The organism is Pseudomonas sp. BNK-45 (assembly GCF_047456255.1).
Classification (GTDB): domain Bacteria; phylum Pseudomonadota; class Gammaproteobacteria; order Pseudomonadales; family Pseudomonadaceae; genus Aquipseudomonas.
This window is the reverse complement of the sequence record NZ_CP179909.1, coordinates 1,114,155-1,132,998: the sequence shown is the minus strand read 5'-3', so window position 1 is coordinate 1,132,998 and position 18,844 is coordinate 1,114,155. Positions and strand designations below refer to the sequence as shown.

The 18,844-nt window shown below is 63.1% G+C and carries 20 protein-coding genes and 1 other RNA gene; 9 read left to right on the top strand and 12 right to left on the bottom strand.

The window, feature by feature from the left end:
• Nucleotides 1-2: 2 nt before the first annotated feature.
• Genes ACMGG8_RS05210 through ACMGG8_RS05195 form a run of 4 tightly spaced genes read right to left on the bottom strand, consistent with a single transcriptional unit; the run spans nt 3 to nt 3,580 of the window.
• Complete coding sequence (locus ACMGG8_RS05210; protein WP_108545031.1) at nt 3-488, bottom strand: DUF4442 domain-containing protein; 486 nt, start codon at nt 486-488, stop codon at nt 3-5.
• Complete coding sequence (ubiH, locus tag ACMGG8_RS05205; RefSeq protein ID WP_414159266.1) at nt 481-1,668, bottom strand: 2-octaprenyl-6-methoxyphenyl hydroxylase; 1,188 nt, start codon at nt 1,666-1,668, stop codon at nt 481-483. The genes ACMGG8_RS05210 and ubiH overlap by 8 nt, the downstream gene beginning before the upstream one ends.
• The gene (pepP, locus tag ACMGG8_RS05200) at nt 1,665-2,999 is read right to left on the bottom strand and encodes a Xaa-Pro aminopeptidase (protein ID WP_414159265.1); all 1,335 of its coding nucleotides are present in this window, start codon (nt 2,997-2,999) and stop codon (nt 1,665-1,667) included. The genes ubiH and pepP overlap by 4 nt, the downstream gene beginning before the upstream one ends.
• Before the next feature lie 23 nt (nt 3,000-3,022).
• Complete coding sequence (locus tag ACMGG8_RS05195; RefSeq protein ID WP_016962903.1) at nt 3,023-3,580, bottom strand: YecA family protein; 558 nt, start codon at nt 3,578-3,580, stop codon at nt 3,023-3,025.
• Between the two features lie 235 nt (nt 3,581-3,815).
• Here ACMGG8_RS05195 and ACMGG8_RS05190 point away from each other — a divergent pair, with 235 nt between their 5' ends.
• The 4 genes from ACMGG8_RS05190 to ACMGG8_RS05175 all read left to right on the top strand — a co-directional run bounded on the left by ACMGG8_RS05190 (nt 3,816) and on the right by ACMGG8_RS05175 (nt 5,242).
• Nucleotides 3,816-4,025: a TIGR02449 family protein gene (locus tag ACMGG8_RS05190; protein ID WP_011064144.1), complete on the top strand. Its 210-nt coding sequence runs from the start codon at nt 3,816-3,818 to the stop codon at nt 4,023-4,025.
• The gene (locus ACMGG8_RS05185; protein WP_016962902.1) at nt 4,022-4,345 is read left to right on the top strand and encodes a cell division protein ZapA; all 324 of its coding nucleotides are present in this window, start codon (nt 4,022-4,024) and stop codon (nt 4,343-4,345) included. Before ACMGG8_RS05190 ends, ACMGG8_RS05185 begins: the two co-directional genes overlap by 4 nt.
• Before the next feature lie 23 nt (nt 4,346-4,368).
• Nucleotides 4,369-4,547, top strand: a non-coding RNA gene (gene ssrS, locus ACMGG8_RS05180) — 6S RNA.
• Nucleotides 4,548-4,636: 89 nt separating this feature from the next.
• Nucleotides 4,637-5,242, top strand: a complete 606-nt coding sequence (locus ACMGG8_RS05175; protein WP_060841641.1) for a 5-formyltetrahydrofolate cyclo-ligase — start codon at nt 4,637-4,639, stop codon at nt 5,240-5,242.
• Nucleotides 5,243-5,275: 33 nt separating this feature from the next.
• On the opposite strand, the gene ACMGG8_RS05170 is transcribed toward ACMGG8_RS05175, so the two are convergent.
• Complete coding sequence (locus tag ACMGG8_RS05170; RefSeq protein ID WP_085984450.1) at nt 5,276-5,422, bottom strand: hypothetical protein; 147 nt, start codon at nt 5,420-5,422, stop codon at nt 5,276-5,278.
• Between the two features lie 197 nt (nt 5,423-5,619).
• Here ACMGG8_RS05170 and ACMGG8_RS05165 point away from each other — a divergent pair, with 197 nt between their 5' ends.
• The 4 genes from ACMGG8_RS05165 (at nt 5,620) to ACMGG8_RS05150 (ending at nt 11,051) form a co-directional block, all read left to right on the top strand.
• On the top strand, nt 5,620-6,069 hold the full coding sequence (locus ACMGG8_RS05165) for an EVE domain-containing protein (protein ID WP_060844934.1): 450 nt from the start codon (nt 5,620-5,622) through the stop codon (nt 6,067-6,069).
• A 181-nt stretch (nt 6,070-6,250) separates the two neighbouring features.
• Nucleotides 6,251-7,216, top strand: coding sequence for an HlyD family secretion protein (locus ACMGG8_RS05160; RefSeq protein WP_060844935.1), 966 nt, complete (start codon nt 6,251-6,253; stop codon nt 7,214-7,216).
• Complete coding sequence (gene rbbA / locus ACMGG8_RS05155; RefSeq protein WP_414159264.1) at nt 7,213-9,933, top strand: ribosome-associated ATPase/putative transporter RbbA; 2,721 nt, start codon at nt 7,213-7,215, stop codon at nt 9,931-9,933. The genes ACMGG8_RS05160 and rbbA overlap by 4 nt, the downstream gene beginning before the upstream one ends.
• Complete coding sequence (locus tag ACMGG8_RS05150) at nt 9,933-11,051, top strand: ABC transporter permease (protein ID WP_060841645.1); 1,119 nt, start codon at nt 9,933-9,935, stop codon at nt 11,049-11,051. The genes rbbA and ACMGG8_RS05150 overlap by 1 nt, the downstream gene beginning before the upstream one ends.
• A gap of 101 nt (nt 11,052-11,152) precedes the next feature.
• Here ACMGG8_RS05150 and ACMGG8_RS05145 read toward each other — a convergent pair whose 3' ends face one another.
• Nucleotides 11,153-11,560 carry a flagellar basal body-associated protein FliL gene (locus ACMGG8_RS05145; protein WP_060841646.1) on the bottom strand — a complete coding sequence of 136 codons (408 nt, stop codon included), beginning with the start codon at nt 11,558-11,560 and terminating at the stop codon, nt 11,153-11,155.
• A 158-nt stretch (nt 11,561-11,718) separates the two neighbouring features.
• Here ACMGG8_RS05145 and ACMGG8_RS05140 point away from each other — a divergent pair, with 158 nt between their 5' ends.
• On the top strand, nt 11,719-12,696 hold the full coding sequence (locus ACMGG8_RS05140) for an NADPH:quinone oxidoreductase family protein (protein WP_414159263.1): 978 nt from the start codon (nt 11,719-11,721) through the stop codon (nt 12,694-12,696).
• Nucleotides 12,697-12,708: 12 nt separating this feature from the next.
• Here the strand turns inward: ACMGG8_RS05140 and ACMGG8_RS05135 are convergent, their stop codons facing one another.
• From ACMGG8_RS05135 to ACMGG8_RS05110, 6 genes are all read right to left on the bottom strand, one after another.
• Nucleotides 12,709-13,359 carry a gamma-glutamylcyclotransferase gene (locus tag ACMGG8_RS05135; protein WP_060844938.1) on the bottom strand — a complete coding sequence of 217 codons (651 nt, stop codon included), beginning with the start codon at nt 13,357-13,359 and terminating at the stop codon, nt 12,709-12,711.
• Between the two features lie 212 nt (nt 13,360-13,571).
• Nucleotides 13,572-14,540, bottom strand: a complete 969-nt coding sequence (locus tag ACMGG8_RS05130) for a CDP-6-deoxy-delta-3,4-glucoseen reductase (protein WP_060841649.1) — start codon at nt 14,538-14,540, stop codon at nt 13,572-13,574.
• Entirely contained in the window at nt 14,540-16,006 is a 1,467-nt protein-coding gene (ubiD, locus tag ACMGG8_RS05125) for a 4-hydroxy-3-polyprenylbenzoate decarboxylase (protein ID WP_060841650.1), read from the bottom strand. The genes ACMGG8_RS05130 and ubiD overlap by 1 nt, the downstream gene beginning before the upstream one ends.
• 125 nt (nt 16,007-16,131) lie before the next feature.
• Complete coding sequence (gene rho, locus ACMGG8_RS05120) at nt 16,132-17,391, bottom strand: transcription termination factor Rho (RefSeq protein ID WP_016967176.1); 1,260 nt, start codon at nt 17,389-17,391, stop codon at nt 16,132-16,134.
• Nucleotides 17,392-17,637: 246 nt separating this feature from the next.
• The gene (gene trxA, locus ACMGG8_RS05115; RefSeq protein ID WP_060841651.1) at nt 17,638-17,967 is read right to left on the bottom strand and encodes a thioredoxin TrxA; all 330 of its coding nucleotides are present in this window, start codon (nt 17,965-17,967) and stop codon (nt 17,638-17,640) included.
• Nucleotides 17,968-18,087: 120 nt separating this feature from the next.
• Nucleotides 18,088-18,792 (bottom strand): FadR/GntR family transcriptional regulator, encoded by a 705-nt coding sequence (locus tag ACMGG8_RS05110; RefSeq protein ID WP_060844939.1) that lies wholly within the window; start codon nt 18,790-18,792, stop codon nt 18,088-18,090.
• Nucleotides 18,793-18,844 lie beyond the last annotated feature (52 nt).

Below are 18,844 nucleotides of genomic sequence, written 5' to 3'. Positions count from 1 at the left end.
CTTTAGGCCTGTCTCGCTTGCGGCTTGCGCCGCACATAAAGGGTTTTATCGACCCGCGCCACCAGGGTGCCGGAGCCGTCATGAATCTCGACCTGCAACTGCGGCAGGTACTTCTCGCCACTGGCGGTCTGCCGGCGGATCTCGTCAAGCAGCGCCGGGTCGAGACTGAACCGGGCAAATACCGGTCCCCTGCCCGGGGCGATGAAATCGATGGCTGCCGCCTTGTCCCAGACGATGTAGTCGCGCCCCAGGTTCTCCATCAGCATCAGCATGAAAAACGGGTCCACCATCGAATACAGGCTGCCGCCGAACTGGGTGCCGACATAGTTGCGGTTGTACCAGCCCAGGCCCATGCGAACCTCGACCTCGCGAAAATCCGCGCTGATCCGGCGGACCCGCACTCCGGCTCCCAGGTAGGGTGGATACAGGCTCATCAAGCAGCGCAACAGGCGGGCCTTGCCGAACCGTCGGGTCAGCCACTCACGCATCCGGGCGAGTACCCAGGCCCATGGCCTGGCGCGCAAACCAGCGCTTGGCCGGGGGCAGCAGGTCCAGTCCGAGCAAGCCGAGGTTGCGCCCCACCGACAGCAGCGGCAGCTTGCTGCCGAACAGCCGGGTGACCTGGTCGGAAAAGCCCACGGTCAGGCTCTGGTCCAGGCGCTGGCGCTCGCGATAGGCCTGCAGCACGGCAAAATCCCCCGGCAAGCGCTCGCTGGCCAGCAAGGCATCCGCCAGGGCCTGAGCGTCACGCAGCGACAGGTTGAAGCCCTGGCCGGCAATCGGATGCAGGCTGTGGGCGGCGTTGCCCAGTACCACCAGATGGGGGCGCACCTGCTCTTCGGCCTCCACCAGGGACAGCGGATACAGATGCCGCGCCCCTACTTGTTTCAGGGTGCCCAGGCGGTAACCGAACACGCCCTGCAGTTCGCTGAGGAAACTGCGCTCATCCAGATCGGCCAGACGCTGGGCGTCCATGCCCTGGCGGGTCCAGATCAGCGCGCAACGGTTGTCCGGCAAGGGCAGCAGCGCCATCGGGCCATCATCGGTGAAGCGCTCGAAGGCCATGCCGTTGTGGGCTTCACTGGGGGTGATGTTGGCAATCAGCGCGCTCTGGTTGTAAGGGCGATTCCTGACCCCGATCCCCAACTGTTCGCGCAAGCCGGAGCGACCGCCATCGGCGAGCACCGCCAGGTCGCATTCCAGGGTGGTTTCGTCATTCAGGGTCAGGCGATAGCCGCCCTCCAGGGGCTCAAGGCGGGTGACTTCCGCCGGGCAGCGCCAACTGATCACGTCCTTGTCCAGGCCCTGCCACAGGCATTGGCCGAGCCAGGCGTTTTCCACCACATAACCCAGGGCCGGAACGCCTTCTTCCATGGCCGACAAGCGCGCCGTGGAGAAGCGCCCGCGGTCAGACACGTGAATCTGCTTGATCGGCTCGGCCCGCCGGGAAATCGCCTGCCACAGGCCCAGGCGCTGGTAGATCTGCCGGGCGCCAAAGGACAGCGCCGAAGAGCGTGCATCGTAGCTGGGCTGGAAGCTGTCGCCGGGGGCGAACGGCTCGATCAGCACGATCGTCCAGCCCCGGGCCTTGGCTCCGGCCTGCAGGGCCAGGGCCAGGCTGGCTCCGACCAGGCCGCCACCGATGATGGCCAGATTGACCCGGCTCATGACGCCTGGACCCAGGCAGCGGCCATCAACGCCTCGATCTCGGCGACGCTTTTCGGCACGCCGCCCGTCAGAATTTCACAGCCCTGCTTGGTCACTACCACGTCGTCCTCGATGCGCACGCCAATGCCGCGCCACTTCTTAGCCACCTGCTGGTTGTCCGGGGAGATATAGATGCCCGGCTCCACGGTCAGCGCCATGCCGACCTCCAACACCCGCCACTCGCCGCCGACCTTGTACTCGCCGACATCGTGTACATCCATGCCCAGCCAGTGTCCGGCACGGTGCATGTAGAACGCTTTGTAGGCCTCGCTGGCTATCAGCTCATCCACCGCGCCTTCCAGCAGGCCCAACTTCACCAGACCGGCGGTGATGACCCGAACCGTCGCCTCGTGCGCCTGGTTCCAGTGCTTGTTCGGGGCGATCTCGGCAAACGCCGCTTCCTGGGCCGCCAGCACCAGTTCATAGATCGCCTTCTGCTCGGGCGAGAACTTGCCGTTGACCGGCCAGGTCCGGGTGATATCGCTGGCGTAGCAGTCGATTTCACAACCGGCGTCGATCAGCACCAGATCGCCATCCTTGAGCAGGGCGTCATTCTGTTGGTAGTGCAGGATGCAACTGTTGCGCCCCGCCGCGACAATGGAGCCATAAGCCGGCATCTTCGCCCCGCCCTTGCGGAACTCGTAATCCAGCTCGGCCTCCAGACTGAATTCGTGCAATCCGGGGCGACTGGCCTGCATGGCGCGGATATGGGCCTGGGCGGATATCCGCGCGGCTTCGCGCATCACCTTCACTTCCGCCGCCGATTTATACAGGCGCATGTCGTGCAGCAGATGATCCAGGGCAACGAATTCGTTCGGCGGCTGGGCGCCAAGGTGCGCTTTAGAGCGGATCACGTTGATCCACTCCATCAAATGACGATCGAATTCAGGGTTGCTGCCCATGGCCGAATAGACCCGGTCGCGACCTTCGATCAGGCCCGGGAGAATGTCGTCGATGTCGGTGATGGGGAACGCATCGTCCGCGCCATAGTCGCGAATCGCGCCTTCCTGGCCTGCCCGCAGGCCATCCCAGAGCTCGCGCTCGGCATTGCGCTCGCGGCAGAACAGCACGTACTCGCCATGCTCGCGACCGGGCATGAGCACAATCACGGCCTGGGGCTCGGGGAAGCCGCTGAGGTACTGAAAATCGCTGTCCTGGCGGTAGACGTGCTCCACATCGCGGTTGCGAATGGCCACGGCTGCCGCCGGCAGGATCGCAATGCTGTTGGGCTCCATCTGCGCCATGAGCGCCTTGCGGCGACGACTGTATTCCGTTTTAGGGATATGAATCATGGGCAGATGCAGTTCCCTGTCGATCAGTGCAGAGAAGGCTTGGCAGCCGGTGCAACGGTCTTGTTGGTTTCGGTGAACAGCAGCAACGGCGCGACCCGCAGGTACTCCATCACTTCCATGTAGTCGCTTTCACCGTCGTCGGACTCTTCCAGCGCATCCTGGACCTGAGCGATGGCGGCAAGGTCCTGCAACACTTCAGTGGCCTCGGCGCTCAGGGCGCTGCTGTCACGGGAGTTGAGGCCGAAACCGGCGAGGAAGCCCTGGCACCACTGGCCCAGGGCCGCGGCACGCTCGGTCAGGGGAGCGTCGTCGCTGGGCAGCAGCAGGACCACGGTCATGTCGTCGCTGGTGAGTTCGCCCTTGACCATTTCCTGCAGGCCGATCAAGGCGTTGCGCACGTTGTCCTGCGGCTCGCCTTCGAGCAGCTCGGCGGCGTCAACCAGCCAGCCGTCGACCTCGAACCCGGCGCCGGCGCAGCTGCGACCCAGCAACAGGCCGTGCAATTCGGCAGGAGAAACAGGATGGCCACTGCTGCTGAGCAGGGTGGCGAAGGCGTTGTACGGGGAATTCTGAATGGGCATGGGCAGCTAGGCGCCAAGCGGCGCAATGTCTAGAATGAAGGCCTTGTATCGTAGGGCGTGTCATCATTCATTGCCAGCGCCGCGTTGCGCCTAGCGCCCCGTTACAGCGGTCCGCCGGGCCTTGGGCGACGGACAGATTGCCGACCGGACAGCACCGAATGCGCAAGGACCGTTCAGGCCACCCAGGCGCTGTCCAGCCAGTTGCCACTCATCAGACCAACTTCAGTGGGACACAATGGAAGACACCGACCTGCACGCACTGATGGCCAGACTCGAACTGCTTATTACCCGGGTCGAGCAACTAAAGAGTCAAAACGCACTCTTATTAGCTCAGGAAAAGACCTGGCGCGAGGAACGCGCGCACCTCATTGAAAAAAACGAAATCGCCCGGCGTAAGGTCGAATCGATGATTTCGCGCCTCAAGGCCCTGGAGCAAGACTCATGAGTTCAAGCAATAGCGTTACCGTGCAGATCCTCGACAAAGAATATTCGATCATCTGCCCCCAGGAAGAACGCAGCAATCTGGTGAGCGCCGCCCGTTACCTGGACGGCAAGATGCGCGAGATCCGCAGCAGTGGCAAAGTCATCGGCGCCGATCGCATTGCGGTCATGGCCGCGCTGAACATCACCCACGATCTGCTGCACCGCCAGGAGCGTCCGGATGTGCAGGCCAGCGCCACCACCCGCGAACAGGTACGGGATCTGCTGGAACGTGTTGACCTGGTCCTGGCCACCGATTCGGACGCAAGCAAAGCTGATTCCTGACAGCGGTTGCGGTATACTCGCGCCACTCCCTGGGGTGCTTGCCAGTTGGCGATGTCCCTGAGCCGATTCGCACTACCCTGGAAGTTGCACGTTGGGCTGGTGTGCATGTCCGCTAGACGGAAAGCCTTAAAGCCTGCTGCATCTTCCGCCTTGAACTTTCGGGTTCAAGGGCTAAGTCGACAGCGGTTCGCCTGGGGAGCCTGAATTGTCGGCCAATGCCAGTTATCCATGCTGGCATTGGTTTTTCCGGGTAGGCTGTTCTGCCATGTCCGACTCTCCATAGCCTCCTCCATGACCGAACCTGCGCCGCTTTCCCGCCCGCAACTTCGACGCATGCTGCGTAAAGCCCGTCGTGCCCTCACACCAGCCCAGCAACGCCAGGCCGCCCGTGACCTGTACCGCCAACTGGCGCAGAACCCGGTGTTTCGTCGGGCCCGACACCTGTCCCTGTATTTGCCCACCGATGGCGAAATCGATCCGCGCCTGCTGCTGCGTGCCGCCCAACGCCGGGGCAAGGCTACCTACTTGCCTGTGCTCAGTGCCTGGCCACGAACCAAGATGGTGTTCCAGCGCATCCGCCCCGGAGAAAAACTGCGCCCCAACCGCTTTCGCATTCTCGAACCGCGGATCAACGCCGCGCGCCAGCGCAAGGTCTGGGCACTGGATCTGGTGCTCCTGCCCCTGGTGGGATTCGATGAAGAGGGAGGTCGCCTGGGAATGGGCGGTGGCTTCTACGACCGCAGCCTGGCGTACCTGGCGCGCCGCCAGAACTGGCGCAAGCCGACACTGCTGGGCCTGGCTCATGAGTGCCAGAAAGTCGCGAGACTGGATCAGGCCAGCTGGGATGTGCCGCTACAAGGCACCGTGACGGATCAGGGATGGTACTGCGCCCGATAGACGTCGCGTTCGCTCAGCGACGCCCGGGCAGGTTCAGCGCTTGAAGGGTTGCGGCTGTTGGGCGATCTCGATCGGAGCATCGGTCTTGTTGGCCCACAAGCTTTGCGCATAACCGGTGGTTACAACGCCCAAACCGAACAAAATAACCAAAATCCATAGTAAATCCGGTTGGCGTTTCATCGATTGCCCCCCCTCGGGCAAGTCACACACGATGACAGCAACGGTTTCCATAACAGGCCGTGCAGCAGCGTCAAGCTTAAAATCCCGGCATTTTGCGATAACGTGAACCGACACGCAAACGCTGGCGTCAACCGACCGTCGGTTTGTCATAAAATCCTCCGGCAACCTGCCCAATCACCCTTTGGAGGGTAAGAAACATGGCCTATTGGCTGATGAAATCCGAGCCGGACGAACTCTCGATCCTCGGCCTGCAGCAGCTAGGCCAAGCCCGTTGGGATGGCGTACGCAACTATCAGGCGCGCAATTTTCTGCGCACCATGACCGTCGGTGATGAGTTCTTTTTCTATCACTCCAGTTGCCCGGAACCCGGCATCGCCGGTATCGGCCGGATCATCAAGGCGGCCTACCCGGACCCGACCGCCCTGGAACCGGACAGCCACTACTTCGACCCCAAGGCCAGCGCCGAAAAAAATGCCTGGAGCGCAATCGACGTGGCCCACGTGCAGACCTTCGACAAGGTCCTGCGCCTGGACTACCTCAAGCAGCAGGCCGCCCTCGCCGAGATGCCCCTGGTGCAAAAGGGCAGCCGCCTGTCGGTGATGCCGGTCACCGCCGAGCAATGGGCTGCCGTCCTCGCCCTGCTCTGAGCCTTCCCCGAGTCGCCGGGCCTGATCCGGGCCACGGCGGCAGTGGCGGTTATTTTGCCCCGATCGCCATGCAGCCTGCGGACAATAGGTTTAGTCTTGCCCCTTTCATTTGACGAGCATCAAGCGGGCGAGAGCCTGGCTCTGTCAGACTTGGACGCTATAGCCGCAGGACGCAGAATACATGTCGACGAACCACCGTTCTTCCCGCATTTTCGCTGTTTCCCTCTTGATTCTGTTGCTCGCCGCCGGTGGCTTCGGCTACTGGAAGTCCCTCCAGGATCGCCTGCCGGAAGGCCTGAGCATGGGCAATGGCCGCCTTGAGGCCACCGAGGTGCAGATCGCCAGCAAGATCCCCGGACGCCTGGCGGAAGTGCGTGTCAACGAAGGCGACAAAGTGCTCCAGGGGCAACTGCTGGCCCGCATGGATACCCGCACCCTGGAGGCCCAGCGCAACCAGGCCGAGGCCGAGGTGCTGCGGGCGCGGGAGAACCTGTCGGCCGCCGAAGCCAACGTCCAGTTGCGCCAGAGCGAACAACTGCTGGCCAACCAGGAGCTCAAGCGTTCCCAGGAACTGTTCCGCCGCGGCTTCGCCAGCCAGCAACTCATCGACCAGCAGCAAGCCCGCCTGACCACCGGCAACGCAGCGGTGCTGGCCGCCCAAGCCCAGGTCGCGGCGGTCAAGGCCGCCATTGGCGCCGCTCAGGCCCAGGTGGCCCAGCTCACCAGCGAGATTGACGACAGCAGCCTGCGGGCGCCCATCGACGGCATCATTCAGTTGCGCCTGGCCGAGCCCGGCGAAGTCCTGGGTGCCGGTGGCCGGGTGCTGCTGCTGATCGACCCCAACGATCAATACATGAACCTCTATCTGCCGGCCTCGGTGACCGGTCGCCTGACCGTTGGCGATGAGTCGCGAATCCTCCTCGACGCCCTGCCCAACCAGCCACTGCCGGCGAAGATCAGCTTCGTCGCCGCCAAGTCCCAGTTCACCCCCAAAGAAGTGGAAACCCGGGACGAGCGCCAGAAGCTGGTGTTTCGGGTCAAGGTGCGCCTGACTCAACCTGCCACCGTGCCCCAGGCCAAACCGGGAATGCCCGGTGCCGGCTATGTGCGCACGGCTCCCGTGGACTGGCCGGCCAACCTGAAATGAGCGGCCTGGCGCTGCAGGCAAGCGGCATTGGCCATCGCTACGGCTCACAGCAGGCCCTGATCGATATCAGCTTCAACCTGCCGGCGGGCACCCGCTGCGGCTTGATCGGGCCGGACGGCGCCGGCAAGTCGAGCCTTCTGGGCTTGATCGCCGGGGTCAAGAAGCTCCAGCAGGGCGAGCTTGAAGTGCTCGGTGGGGCCATTTCCCAGCGCCGCCACCGCCGCAGCCTTTATCCGCGCATCGCCTTCATGCCCCAGGGCCTGGGGGGCAACCTGTACCCCGACCTGTCCATCAGCGAAAACATCCGTTTCTTCGCCACCCTGTTCGGCCTGCCCCGTGACGAATGCGAACAGCGCATGCACAGCCTGCTGCTGGCCACCGACCTGCTGCGCTTCGCCGAGCGCCCGGCGGGCAAGCTGTCCGGCGGGATGAAACAGAAACTCGGCCTGTGCTGCGCGTTGATCCACGAACCGGACCTGCTGATTCTCGACGAGCCCACCACCGGGGTCGACCCGTTGTCCCGGCGGCGCTTCTGGGAACTGGTGGAAGACGTGCGCCAGCAGCGTCCGCAACTGACCCTGCTGGTGGCCACCGCCTACATGGAGGAAGCCGAGCAGTTCGAACACTGCCTGATGCTCGACAAGGGCCGGATGATTGCCCAGGGCCTGAGCCAGGAACTGGCGAAAGTCACGGCCAGCGGCAAGCTGGATGACGCCTTCACCCACTTCCAGGGCGACACGGGCCACGACAATCAGCCGCTGGTCATTCCGCCCCGCTCCGGCGACAACCACGACATCGCCATCGAAGCCCACGAACTGACCCTGCGCTTTGGCGACTTCACCGCGGTCAACAAAGTCAGCTTCGCCATCGGGCGCGGGGAGATATTCGGCTTCCTCGGCTCCAACGGCTGCGGCAAGACCACCACCATGAAGGTCCTCACCGGACTGATGCCCGCCACCGAAGGCAGCGCCAAACTGCTGGGCAACCCGGTGGACGCCAAGGACCTGGACACCCGTAAACGGGTCGGCTTCATGTCCCAGAGCTTTTCCCTGTACGGCGAGCTCAGCGTGCGCCAGAACCTGGACCTGCATGCCCGCCTGTTCGACTTGCCACCGGCGCAAAGCGGCCCGCGCATCGAGGAACTGATCCAGCGCTTCGATCTCGGGGCAATTGCCGAGCAACAGTCCGGCGCCCTTCCCCTGGGCCTGCGCCAGCGCCTGTCCCTGGCAGTGGCGGTACTGCACCGGCCGGAAGTGCTGATCCTCGACGAGCCCACTTCCGGGGTCGACCCGGCCGCCCGTGACGACTTCTGGCGCCTGCTGATCGAGCTGTCCCGGGAACAGGGCGTGACCATCTTCCTCTCCACTCACTTCATGAACGAAGCCCAGCGCTGCGACCGCATTTCGTTGATGCACGCCGGCAAGGTACTGGCCTGCGACACGCCCGCGACGCTGCAACAGCAGTTTGCCGGCGACACCCTGGAAGCCGCCTTCGTCCGCTGCCTGGAAGACGCCCAAGGAGCCGCGGATGCAGCGCCAGCGCCGCCTCCGGCGGTTGCCTCGAGCCACGCCATCGCCCCTCCGCGCTCGGGCCTGAGCCTGGCCCGGCTGCTGGCGGTGGCCACCCGCGAAGGCAAGGAACTGCTGCGGGACAAAGTACGCCTGGGCTTCGCCCTGCTGGGGGCGATCTTCATGATGGTGATCTTCGGCTACGGCATTTCCCTGGACGTGGAGAAACTGGCCTTCGCCGTCTACGACCAGGACCAGACACCGCAAAGCCGCGCCTATCTGGAGGCTTTTCGCGGCTCACGCTACTTCGAGGAAAAACCGAGCATCCGCAGCGCCCCTGAACTGCACCAGCGCCTGCAGCGTTCGGAGATCAAGCTGGCCCTGGAAATCCCTCCCGGCTTTGGCCGCGATCTGTATGCCGGGCGCCAACCGACAGTGGCCGCCTGGCTGGACGGCGGCATGCCGTTTCGCGCGGAAACCAGCCGCAACTATGTCGAGGCGGTCCACCAGGCCAACCTCGAACTGCTGGCTGAACACAGCAGCCCGGCACTGAACTCAAGACCTGCCGCCAAGCTGGAAACGCGCTTTCGCTACAACCAGGATGTGGTCAGCGTGAACGCCATCGGGCCCGGGGTCATGGCGCTGATCCTGGCGTTCATTCCGGCCATGCTCACCGCCCTGGGCATCGTGCGCGAGAAGGAACTGGGCTCGATCACCAACTTCTATGCCACGCCCCTGACCCGCCTGGAATTTCTCCTGGGCAAGCAGGCGCCCTACCTGGTGGTGAGCCTGATCAACCTGGGCTTGCTGGTGGCCATGAACCGCTGGCTGTTCGGCGTACCCTTCAAGGGCAGCGGCCTGACCCTGGCCCTGGGCGGGGTGCTCTACGTGCTGGCCACCACCAGCATGGGCCTGCTGATCTCAGCCTTCACCCGCACCCAGATCGCGGCAATCCTCGGCACCATGATCATCACCAGCCTGCCGACCATCCAGTTCTCCGGGTTGATCGTGCCGCGCTCGTCCCTGGAAGGAGCGGCGGCGATCATGGGCCAGCTGTTCCCCGCCGGGCACTTCCTCGACATTGCCGTCGGCACCTTCACCAAGGCCCTGGACCTGCGTGAGCTCTGGCCTCAATGCCTGGCCCTGATCGGGTTCTTCCTTGGCTTCACCGGGCTCAGCCTGGTCATGTTGAAAAAGCAGGAGGTCTGATGAACCGGCTCGCCCATATCCTGCGCCTGGGTCTCAAGGAGCTCACCAGCCTGCGCCACGACAGCGTCCTGCTGCTGTTCTTGATGTATGCCTTCACCGTGGCCATCTACATGCCCGCCGCCGGCTCGGTGATCGGGGTGCACAATGCCAGCGTGGCGCTGGTGGACGAGGACCACAGCGCACTGTCGCGACAGCTGGCCGAAGCCCTGCAGCCACCGGAGTTCCAGGCCCCGGTGTCGCTGCCCTACAACCGACTGGACGAAGTGATGGACAGCGGCCAGTACACCTTCGTGATCAACATTCCCGCCAACTTCCAGAGTGACCTGCTGGCCGGCCGCCAGCCGGCGGTGCAGGTCAACGTCGACGCCACCGCCATGAGCCAAGCGTTCATGGGCGCCGGCTACATCGGTCGGATCTTCCAGCGCGAGCTGCTCAGCTATGCCAATCAGGCGGATGCCGCAAGCAAGGCCCCGGCCCTGCTGACCACCCGCGCCCTGTTCAACACCAATCTGGAAGGCGGCTGGTTCCTGGCGGTGATCCAGATCGTCAACAACATCACCATCCTGGCCATCGTGCTCACCGGCACCGCGCTGCTGCGCGAACGCGAACACGGCACCCTCGATCATCTGCTGGTGCTGCCGCTGACGGCGCTGGAAATCATGCTGGCGAAGGTCTGGAGCAACATGCTGGTGGTGGTGCTGTGCACCTGGATATCGCTGGAGGTGATCGTCAAGGGCGTGCTGGGGGTGCCTCTGGCGGGCTCGATGGCGCTGTTCCTGATGGTCACGGCGCTGTATCTGTTCGCCAGCACCGCTTTGGGCATCTTCCTCGCCACCCTGGCCCGTTCGACCCCGCAATTCGGCTTGCTGGCGATCCCGGTGATCATCCCGATGCTGCTGCTGTCCGGCGGCAGCACACCGCTGGACAGCATGCCGCAGTGGCTGCAGTGGGTGATGCAGGGCTCGCCATCCACGCACTTCGTCAGCCTCAGCGCGGCGATCCTGTTTCGTGATGCGGGCGTCAGTGTGGTCTGGCCCGACCTGCTGGCCCTGGCGACAATCGGGCTGGTGTTCTTCGCCATCGCCCTGGCGCGCTTTCGCAAGAGCCTGGCCTCGTGAGCCACGCCTTGTAGGAGCCGGCTGGCCGGCGAAGGGGCCTCAGCCCTGCGTCGCCCTCTCGGGCGTCTTCGCTGGCCAGCCAGCTCCTACGGCGGGCAGGGTTACTGGATGATCAGGTTGTTGAACAACAGGTCTTCCACTACCGGCTTGCCGGTTTCATCGCTCATCACTTGCTGCACCTGCTTGAGGGCTTCCTGGCGCAGCTTCTCCTTGGCCTCGACGTTGTTCATGGTCTCGGTGGTCTGCTGGGCAAACAGCGCCACCAACTGATTGCGAATCAGCGGCTCATTGGCCTTGACCGCCTGGGCCGAGGCATCGCCGGTCACTCGCAGGGCCACGTCGGCCTTGTAGACCTTGAGCTTCGGGCCGCCATCCAGGCCGTAGTTGCCGACAAAGGGCGGGCTCAGGCTGATGTAGCTGACTTTCGGTGCTTCACCTTCTTTGGCCTCTTCGGCCATCGCTGCCATCGGCAGAGAGAGGGCCAGCAGCAACATGATCCACGCTTTCACAATTCGCTCCTTAATCCGGTTTGCGGCCTAGCATAAAGGCCCGCCCGCCTGAGCCCAAGCACAAGCTTATGGCTGCCCATCAGGGCCGGGCATGCTCGTTGACCGCCTGATTCACGCTCCTACACTTATCGGCCACCAACCCCAAAGGAATAGCCCTGATGAAAGCCGTGCTGTGCAAAGCCTTCGGCCCCGCCGAAACGCTGGTGCTGGAAGAGGTCGCAAGTCCCGTGCCGAAGAAGAACGAGATCCTCCTGGACGTGCATGCCGCTGGGGTGAATTTTCCGGACACCCTGATCATCGAGGGCAAATACCAGTTCAAGCCCCCCTTCCCCTTCTCCCCGGGTGGCGAGGCGGCCGGGGTCGTCAGCGCGGTGGGCGAGAAGATCAGCCATCTCAAGGTCGGTGACCGGGTCATGGCCCTGACCGGCTGGGGCAGCTTTGCCGAACAGGTGGCGGTGCCGGGCTACAACGTGCTGCCGATTCCCGCCGCCATGGACTTCAACACCGCCGCCGCGTTCAGCATGACCTACGGCACCTCGATGCATGCCCTCAAGCAGCGCGGCAACCTGCAGCCCGGTGAAACCCTGCTGGTGCTCGGCGCCTCGGGCGGAGTCGGACTGGCGGCGGTGGAAATCGGCAAGGCCATGGGCGCCCGGGTGATCGCTGCCGCCAGCAGCGCGCAAAAGCTCGCCGTGGCCAAGGCCGCCGGCGCCGATGAGTTGATCAACTACAGCGAAAGCAGCCTGAAGGACGAGGTCAAGCGCCTGACCGACGGCAACGGCGCCGACGTGATCTACGACCCGGTGGGCGGCGACCTGTTCGATCAGGCCGTTCGCTCCATCGCCTGGAACGGTCGCCTGCTGGTGGTGGGCTTTGCCAGCGGACGCATTCCCGAATTGCCGGTGAACCTGGCGCTGCTCAAGGGCGCGGCGGTGGTGGGCGTGTTCTGGGGCTCCTTCGCTCAGCGCCAGCCTCAGGACAACGCGGCGAACTTCCAGCAGCTGTTCGGCTGGTTCGCCGAAGGCAAGCTCAAGCCGCTGGTGTCCCAGGTCTATCCTCTGACGGCAGCCGCCCGGGCCATCGATGATCTGGGGCAGCGCAAGGCAGTGGGCAAAGTGGTGGTGCAGGTCCGCTGAGGCCGGCTTTCGTCAATGGGCCGCAACGCCCTTGCAGCGCTTGAGCCGTGCCTCCAGATTGCGATCCGGCATGGCGTGGCTGCGCAGGGCCTGGACCGTTTGCTCGACATAATCGCGGGTGGTGCCATAACGCCCGCAAGCGCTCTCGAACACCTGGCTCAGCACATGATCCGGCAGGTTGCCGGCATAGCTGGGCAGGTGCCGCTCCAGCACGAATCCCAGGGCCTGGACCTGGCTGCCATCCTCAAGACGGCAGTTGAGCCAGTGCGGACGGTAAGAGGGATAAGGCATTTCACGTTGCCACAGGGCATACAGCGAGGCGTCCAGATGCTCCTCCGGCAGGCGGTAGGCGAAGCCGCTGCAGGAGCCGCCACGATCCAGGCCGAACACCAAGCCCGGCATTTCCGGCGTGCCGCGATGCTCGTGTGACCATAGATACAGACCGCGATGATAGCCGTGCACCCGTCCGCGCATGCGCTCGACCGCCGAACACTCCGGGCGCCAGATCAATGAACCGTAGGCGAACAGCCAGACCGGACCACCCTTGTGCCGGGCCATGGTGGATTGCATGGAGCTGCGAAGTTGTTCGTGGGTCAGCTGCGGCCCCAGATCGAGCCGCGGAGGGTAAGCCAGATTCAGATAACTGGATTCAAGGGCTGTCATGGCGAATAGCGTTCAGCTCCCCGCGTAAAAGAAGTTACTTAATAGAACGCCTGGCAGTAACTACAAGACACAAAAGTTTCAAGGCAAGTTAAGTGCCATTAGAGCGGCACTCAAGTTGAAAGCTTATATATAACCTACCGGAATTTATTTAATTAGATAAATACCGATGGGCTATATACAGAGTTATAAAGAACAGCCCCGATCAGATGCCGTCAGGGCCGCGGAGCGTAGGCGAACACGTCGGCCCGCATCTGATGGGCGTCCATCCCGGCATTCACCAGTGCGTCCAAGGTGGCGTAGATCATGGCCGGCGAGCCGCTGGCATAGACATGCACCGAGGACAGGTCGGTGATGTCCTCGCACACCGCCTCGTGCAGCATGCCGCAGCGTCCCTCCCAGCCGCACAGGTCGCTGACCACCTTGTGCAGATACAGGTTGGGCAACTGCTGCCATTCATCCCAGTGTTCCAGCTGGTAGAAGTCTTCCGGCCGGCGCACGCCCCAATACAGATGCACCGGGTGCTTGAAGCCCTTGGCCCGGCAGTGCTCGATCAGGCTGTGCATCTGCGCCATGCCGGTCCCGGCGGCGATCAGCACCAGCGGACCGTCCGGCAGCTCGGCCAGGTGGGTATCGCCGAACGGCATCTCGATCCGCGCCATGCGCTCGCGTTGCAACTGCTGCATCAGGCTTTGCGCACTGTTTTCGCGCACCAGTACGTGCAACTCCAGATCCCGCCCGCAATGGGGCGCCGAAGCCAGGGAGAACGCCGACTTCTCGCCGTTATCGCGCTCCAGCATCAGGTACTGGCCCGCGTGATAGCGCGGTGGCTTGCCGGCCGGAGCCCGCAGCCTGACCCGCCAGACATCGCCGCCGACTTCCAGGCATTCAGTGAGCTGACACGACAGGCTGCGCACCGGCAACTCTCCCAGCGCAAGGACGCCATCCCACAGCACGATGCAGTCTTCCAGCGGCTCTGCAATGCAAGTGTAGAACTCGCCGTGATCACGCACATCGCCGGCTTGCTGCACGCTGCCCTCCACCAGCAGCGCGGCACACACATGACAGTTGCCATTGCGACAGCTTTGCGGGCATTCATAGCCCAGGCGCCGCGCCGCATCGAGAATCCGCTCGCCGGGCAGCGTCTCAAGCACTGCTCCGGAGGGCTGCAAGGTTACACGCATCAATCTATTCCTAACTGATTCCAGATGGCATCGATCCGGCGGGTGACCGCCTCATCCTTGACAATGACCCGGCCCCACTCTCGGGTGGTTTCTCCGGGCCACTTGTGAGTGGCGTCGAGCCCCATCTTCGAACCCAGGCCGGACACCGGCGAGGCGAAGTCGAGGTAATCGATCGGGGTGTTGTCGATCATCACCGTGTCGCGCTTGGGGTCCATGCGCGTGGTGATGGCCCAGATCACGTCGTTCCAGTCCCGGGCATTGATATCGTCGTCGGTGACGATAACGAACTTGGTGTACATGAACTGTCGCAAAAACGACCAGACACCCAGCATCACGCGCTTGGCGTGGCCCGGGTACTGCTTCTTCATGGTCACCACCGCCATGCGGTAGGAGCAGCCTTCGGGCGGCAGGTAGAAGTCGGTGATCTCCGGGAACTGCTTCTGCAGGATCGGCACGAACACTTCGTTCAACGCCACGCCGAGGATCGCCGGCTCATCCGGTGGCCGGCCGGTGTAGGTGCTGTGGTAGATCGGCTTGGTGCGATGGGTGATGCGCTCCACGGTGAACACCGGGAAGCTGTCGACCTCGTTGTAATAACCCGTGTGGTCGCCATAGGGACCTTCATCGGCCATCTCGCCGGGATGGATCACCCCCTCAAGAATGATTTCGGCAGTGGCCGGCACTTGCAGGTCGTTGCCGCGGCACTTCACCAGCTCCGTGCGGTTGCCCCGCAGCAGGCCGGCGAAGGCGTATTCGGAGAGGCTGTCCGGCACCGGGGTCACCGCGCCGAGAATGGTTGCCGGATCCGCGCCCAGGGCCACGGACACCGGGAACGGCTTGCCCGGGTGCTTCTCGCACCATTCGCGGTAATCCAGCGCGCCGCCACGGTGGCTCAACCAGCGCATGATCACCTTGTTGCGGCCGATCACCTGCTGACGATAGATGCCCAGGTTCTGCCGGTCCTTGTTCGGCCCCTTGGTCACCGTCAGGCCCCAAGTGATCAGCGGCCCGACGTCGCCGGGCCAGCAGGTCTGCACCGGCAGCATGCCCAGGTCGACGTCGTCGCCCTCGATCACCACTTCCTGGCAGACCGCGTCCTTGACCACCTTGGGCGCCATGGAAATGATCTTGCGGAAGATCGGCAGCTTGGACCAGGCGTCCTTGAGCCCCTTGGGCGGTTCGGGCTCCTTGAGGAAGGCCAGCAGCTTGCCGATTTCCCGCAGTTCACTGACGGCTTCGGCGCCCATCCCCAGGGCCACGCGCTCGGGGGTGCCGAACAGGTTGCCGAGCACGGGAATGTCATAACCGGTGGGGTTTTCAAACAGCAGGGCCGGGCCTTTGGCACGCAAGGTGCGATCGCAGACCTCGGTCATTTCCAGCACAGGGGACACCGGGACCTGGATGCGCTTGAGTTCCGAGCGCTGTTCCAGGCCGCTGATAAAGTCGCGCAAGTCGCGATACTGCATGCGTGAGCCTCGTTTTCGCCGTGGCATTCGGGGCAGGCAGTTTAGCGCCGAACCCACAGGTTCAGAATAGAGAATGTCAGATAGCAAAAAGCCGGGTTTCCCCGGCTCTTGCTGGCCTGATCGATTTACTTGCGCTTCATCGACAGGAAGAACTCATCGTTGGTCTTGGTCTGTTTCAGCTTGTCGACCAGGAACTCGATGGCAGCGACTTCATCCATGGGATGCAGCAGCTTGCGCAGGATCCACATGCGCTGCAGCTCGTCATCGGCGGTCAGCAGCTCTTCGCGGCGGGTGCCGGACTTGTTGATGTTGATGGCCGGGAATACGCGTTTCTCGGCAATACGGCGGTCCAGGGGCAGCTCCATGTTGCCGGTACCCTTGAACTCTTCGTAGATCACTTCATCCATCTTCGAGCCGGTTTCAACCAGCGCGGTAGCGATGATGGTCAGCGAGCCGCCTTCTTCGATGTTGCGCGCAGCACCGAAGAAACGCTTCGGCTTCTCCAGGGCGTGGGCATCGACACCACCGGTCAGGACCTTGCCGGAGCTCGGGATCACGGTGTTGTAGGCGCGGGCCAGACGGGTGATGGAGTCCAGCAGGATCACCACGTCCTTCTTGTGCTCGACCAGGCGCTTGGCCTTCTCGATCACCATCTCGGCCACTTGCACGTGACGGGTTGGCGGCTCGTCGAAGGTGGAGGCGACCACTTCGCCGCGCACGGTGCGCTGCATCTCGGTCACTTCTTCCGGACGCTCGTCGATCAACAGCACGATCAGATGAACTTCTGGGTTGTTGCGCGTGATGTTCGCAGCAATGTTCTGCAGCATGATGGTCTTGCCCGCCTTCGGCGGAGCAACGATCAGACCACGCTGGCCCTTGCCGATCGGCGCGCACAGGTCGATGACACGACCGGTCAAGTCTTCGGTGGAACCGTTGCCGGCTTCCATCTTCATGCGCACGGTCGGGAACAGCGGCGTCAGGTTTTCGAACAGAATCTTGTTCTTGGCGTTCTCGGGACGGTCGTAGTTGATGGTATCGACCTTGAGCAGCGCGAAGTAACGCTCGCCTTCCTTGGGAGGGCGGATCTTGCCAACGATGGTGTCACCGGTGCGCAAGTTGAAGCGACGGATCTGGCTTGGCGAGACGTAGATATCGTCCGGGCCGGCCAGGTAGGAGGCGTCGGAGGAGCGAAGGAAGCCGAAGCCGTCCTGGAGGATCTCCAGCACGCCATCACCGGAGATTTCCTCACCGCTTTTCGCGTGCTTTTTCAGCAGGGAGAAAATCACGTCCTGCTTGCGCGAACGGGCCATATTTTCTATGCCCATCTGTTCGGCCAATTCGAGCAGTTCGGTAATCGGCTTTTGCTTGAGTTCAGTCAGATTCATATAGGAATGACGTAATCATTTATAGAGGGGGGAAATTAAGCTTTTGGCTTAATGAGGCCGCGCCGCAGAGAAGGCGACAGGATCGCGTACTTATTCGAAAAGGAGAGCGTCGGCGACAGCTTGCAGGGGGCACTGGAGAAACCAGTGCGGGGCCGAATGTAACACCTGAGTTTCGGAGCGTCTAGCCCTCAATTACGAAAAAGCCCCGCATTTTGCGGGGCTTTTCCAGGGCACTGAAATCGACGCTTAGATGTTGGCGTCGAGGAAAGCGGCCAATTGCGACTTGGACAGTGCGCCGACCTTGGTGGCCTCGACGTTGCCGTTCTTGAACAGCATCAGAGTCGGGATACCACGCACGCCGTGCTTGGCCGGGGTTTCCGAGTTTTCGTCGATGTTCAGCTTGGCAACGGTCAGTTTGCCTTTGTAGGTTTCAGCAATTTCGTCCAGAACCGGAGCGATCATCTTGCATGGGCCGCACCACTCAGCCCAGTAGTCGACCAGTACAGCGCCTTCGGCTTTGAGTACGTCGGTCTCGAAGCTGGCGTCGCTGACGTGTTTGATAAGATCGCTGCTCATGGAATTCTCCAGGTTGTAAGCAAAAAAACGTGGCCCATCATATCTGCCCTTCCCGCGTTCAGGAAGCCGGAGATGATTGACTCTCACTATGGTCCCCCATGAGTTTGGGTATAGCTCAGCTCAGGAAGATGCGGGGGTGACAAAGGCGATTCCAGTGCGCAGGGCAGCATTGCGCACATGCTCCTGCATGGCCTTGTGTGCCGCTCCGGAAGCGTGCCGGACCAGGGCACGGAGGATCTTGCGATGCTCCTGCCAGGTTTCCATGGCCCGCTCGGGTCGGATGAACGGTAGCTTCTGACTCTCCAGGAAGATCTCGGCACTGGCGCTGAGGATGCTCAGCATCGCCTGATTGCCGCTGGCCAGGAGGATCTTCTGGTGAAACTCGAAGTCCAGCCGCGCCGCCGCCTCGAAATCCCCGGCCCGCAACTCACGGCGCATGGCCTGCACATTATCTTCCAGGGCATCCAGCTCATCGGCGGTCAGGGTCACCGCCGCCAGGCCCGCAGCGAACCCCTCCAGGGCATAGCGCAACTGAAAGATATCCACCGGCGAGGCCTGGGCGGCGAACGGCCAGCTCAATCCGGCACCGGCCGGAACCGTTTCAGGTGCCTGGACGAACACCCCCTTGCCCGGCTGCACACTGATCAGCCCCAGGGCGCTCAAGGAGGACAGAGCCTCGCGCAGCGACGCCCGGCTGACCCCCAATTGCACCGCCAGCTCCCGCTGCGAGGGCAGCGCATCCCCCGGACCGAAGCCCCGTTCGATGATCAATTGGCGAATGGCTTGCAGGGCCAGTTCGGGTACGGCACGGGTGATCGAATTCATGGATTGGCGGCTGACCGGTGCAGGAAAAGCTCCCTTGTAAAGCTATTCGCCG

Excerpts from the sequence above, each read along its gene's own strand:
- ACMGG8_RS05210 (WP_108545031.1), bottom strand. The coding sequence starts at position 488 with ATGCGTGAGTGGCTGACCCGACGGTTCGGCAAGGCCCGCCTGTTGCGC.
- ubiH (WP_414159266.1), bottom strand. The coding sequence starts at position 1,668 with ATGAGCCGGGTCAATCTGGCCATCATCGGTGGCGGCCTGGTCGGAGCC.
- pepP (WP_414159265.1), bottom strand. The coding sequence starts at position 2,999 with ATGATTCATATCCCTAAAACGGAATACAGTCGTCGCCGCAAGGCGCTC.
- ACMGG8_RS05195 (WP_016962903.1), bottom strand. The coding sequence starts at position 3,580 with ATGCCCATTCAGAATTCCCCGTACAACGCCTTCGCCACCCTGCTCAGC.
- ACMGG8_RS05190 (WP_011064144.1), top strand. The coding sequence starts at position 3,816 with ATGGAAGACACCGACCTGCACGCACTGATGGCCAGACTCGAACTGCTT.
- ACMGG8_RS05185 (WP_016962902.1), top strand. The coding sequence starts at position 4,022 with ATGAGTTCAAGCAATAGCGTTACCGTGCAGATCCTCGACAAAGAATAT.
- ACMGG8_RS05175 (WP_060841641.1), top strand. The coding sequence starts at position 4,637 with ATGACCGAACCTGCGCCGCTTTCCCGCCCGCAACTTCGACGCATGCTG.
- ACMGG8_RS05170 (WP_085984450.1), bottom strand. The coding sequence starts at position 5,422 with ATGAAACGCCAACCGGATTTACTATGGATTTTGGTTATTTTGTTCGGT.
- ACMGG8_RS05165 (WP_060844934.1), top strand. The coding sequence starts at position 5,620 with ATGGCCTATTGGCTGATGAAATCCGAGCCGGACGAACTCTCGATCCTC.
- ACMGG8_RS05160 (WP_060844935.1), top strand. The coding sequence starts at position 6,251 with ATGTCGACGAACCACCGTTCTTCCCGCATTTTCGCTGTTTCCCTCTTG.
- rbbA (WP_414159264.1), top strand. The coding sequence starts at position 7,213 with ATGAGCGGCCTGGCGCTGCAGGCAAGCGGCATTGGCCATCGCTACGGC.
- ACMGG8_RS05150 (WP_060841645.1), top strand. The coding sequence starts at position 9,933 with ATGAACCGGCTCGCCCATATCCTGCGCCTGGGTCTCAAGGAGCTCACC.
- ACMGG8_RS05140 (WP_414159263.1), top strand. The coding sequence starts at position 11,719 with ATGAAAGCCGTGCTGTGCAAAGCCTTCGGCCCCGCCGAAACGCTGGTG.
- ACMGG8_RS05135 (WP_060844938.1), bottom strand. The coding sequence starts at position 13,359 with ATGACAGCCCTTGAATCCAGTTATCTGAATCTGGCTTACCCTCCGCGG.
- ACMGG8_RS05130 (WP_060841649.1), bottom strand. The coding sequence starts at position 14,540 with ATGCGTGTAACCTTGCAGCCCTCCGGAGCAGTGCTTGAGACGCTGCCC.
- ubiD (WP_060841650.1), bottom strand. The coding sequence starts at position 16,006 with ATGCAGTATCGCGACTTGCGCGACTTTATCAGCGGCCTGGAACAGCGC.
- rho (WP_016967176.1), bottom strand. The coding sequence starts at position 17,391 with ATGAATCTGACTGAACTCAAGCAAAAGCCGATTACCGAACTGCTCGAA.
- trxA (WP_060841651.1), bottom strand. The coding sequence starts at position 17,967 with ATGAGCAGCGATCTTATCAAACACGTCAGCGACGCCAGCTTCGAGACC.
- ACMGG8_RS05110 (WP_060844939.1), bottom strand. The coding sequence starts at position 18,792 with ATGAATTCGATCACCCGTGCCGTACCCGAACTGGCCCTGCAAGCCATT.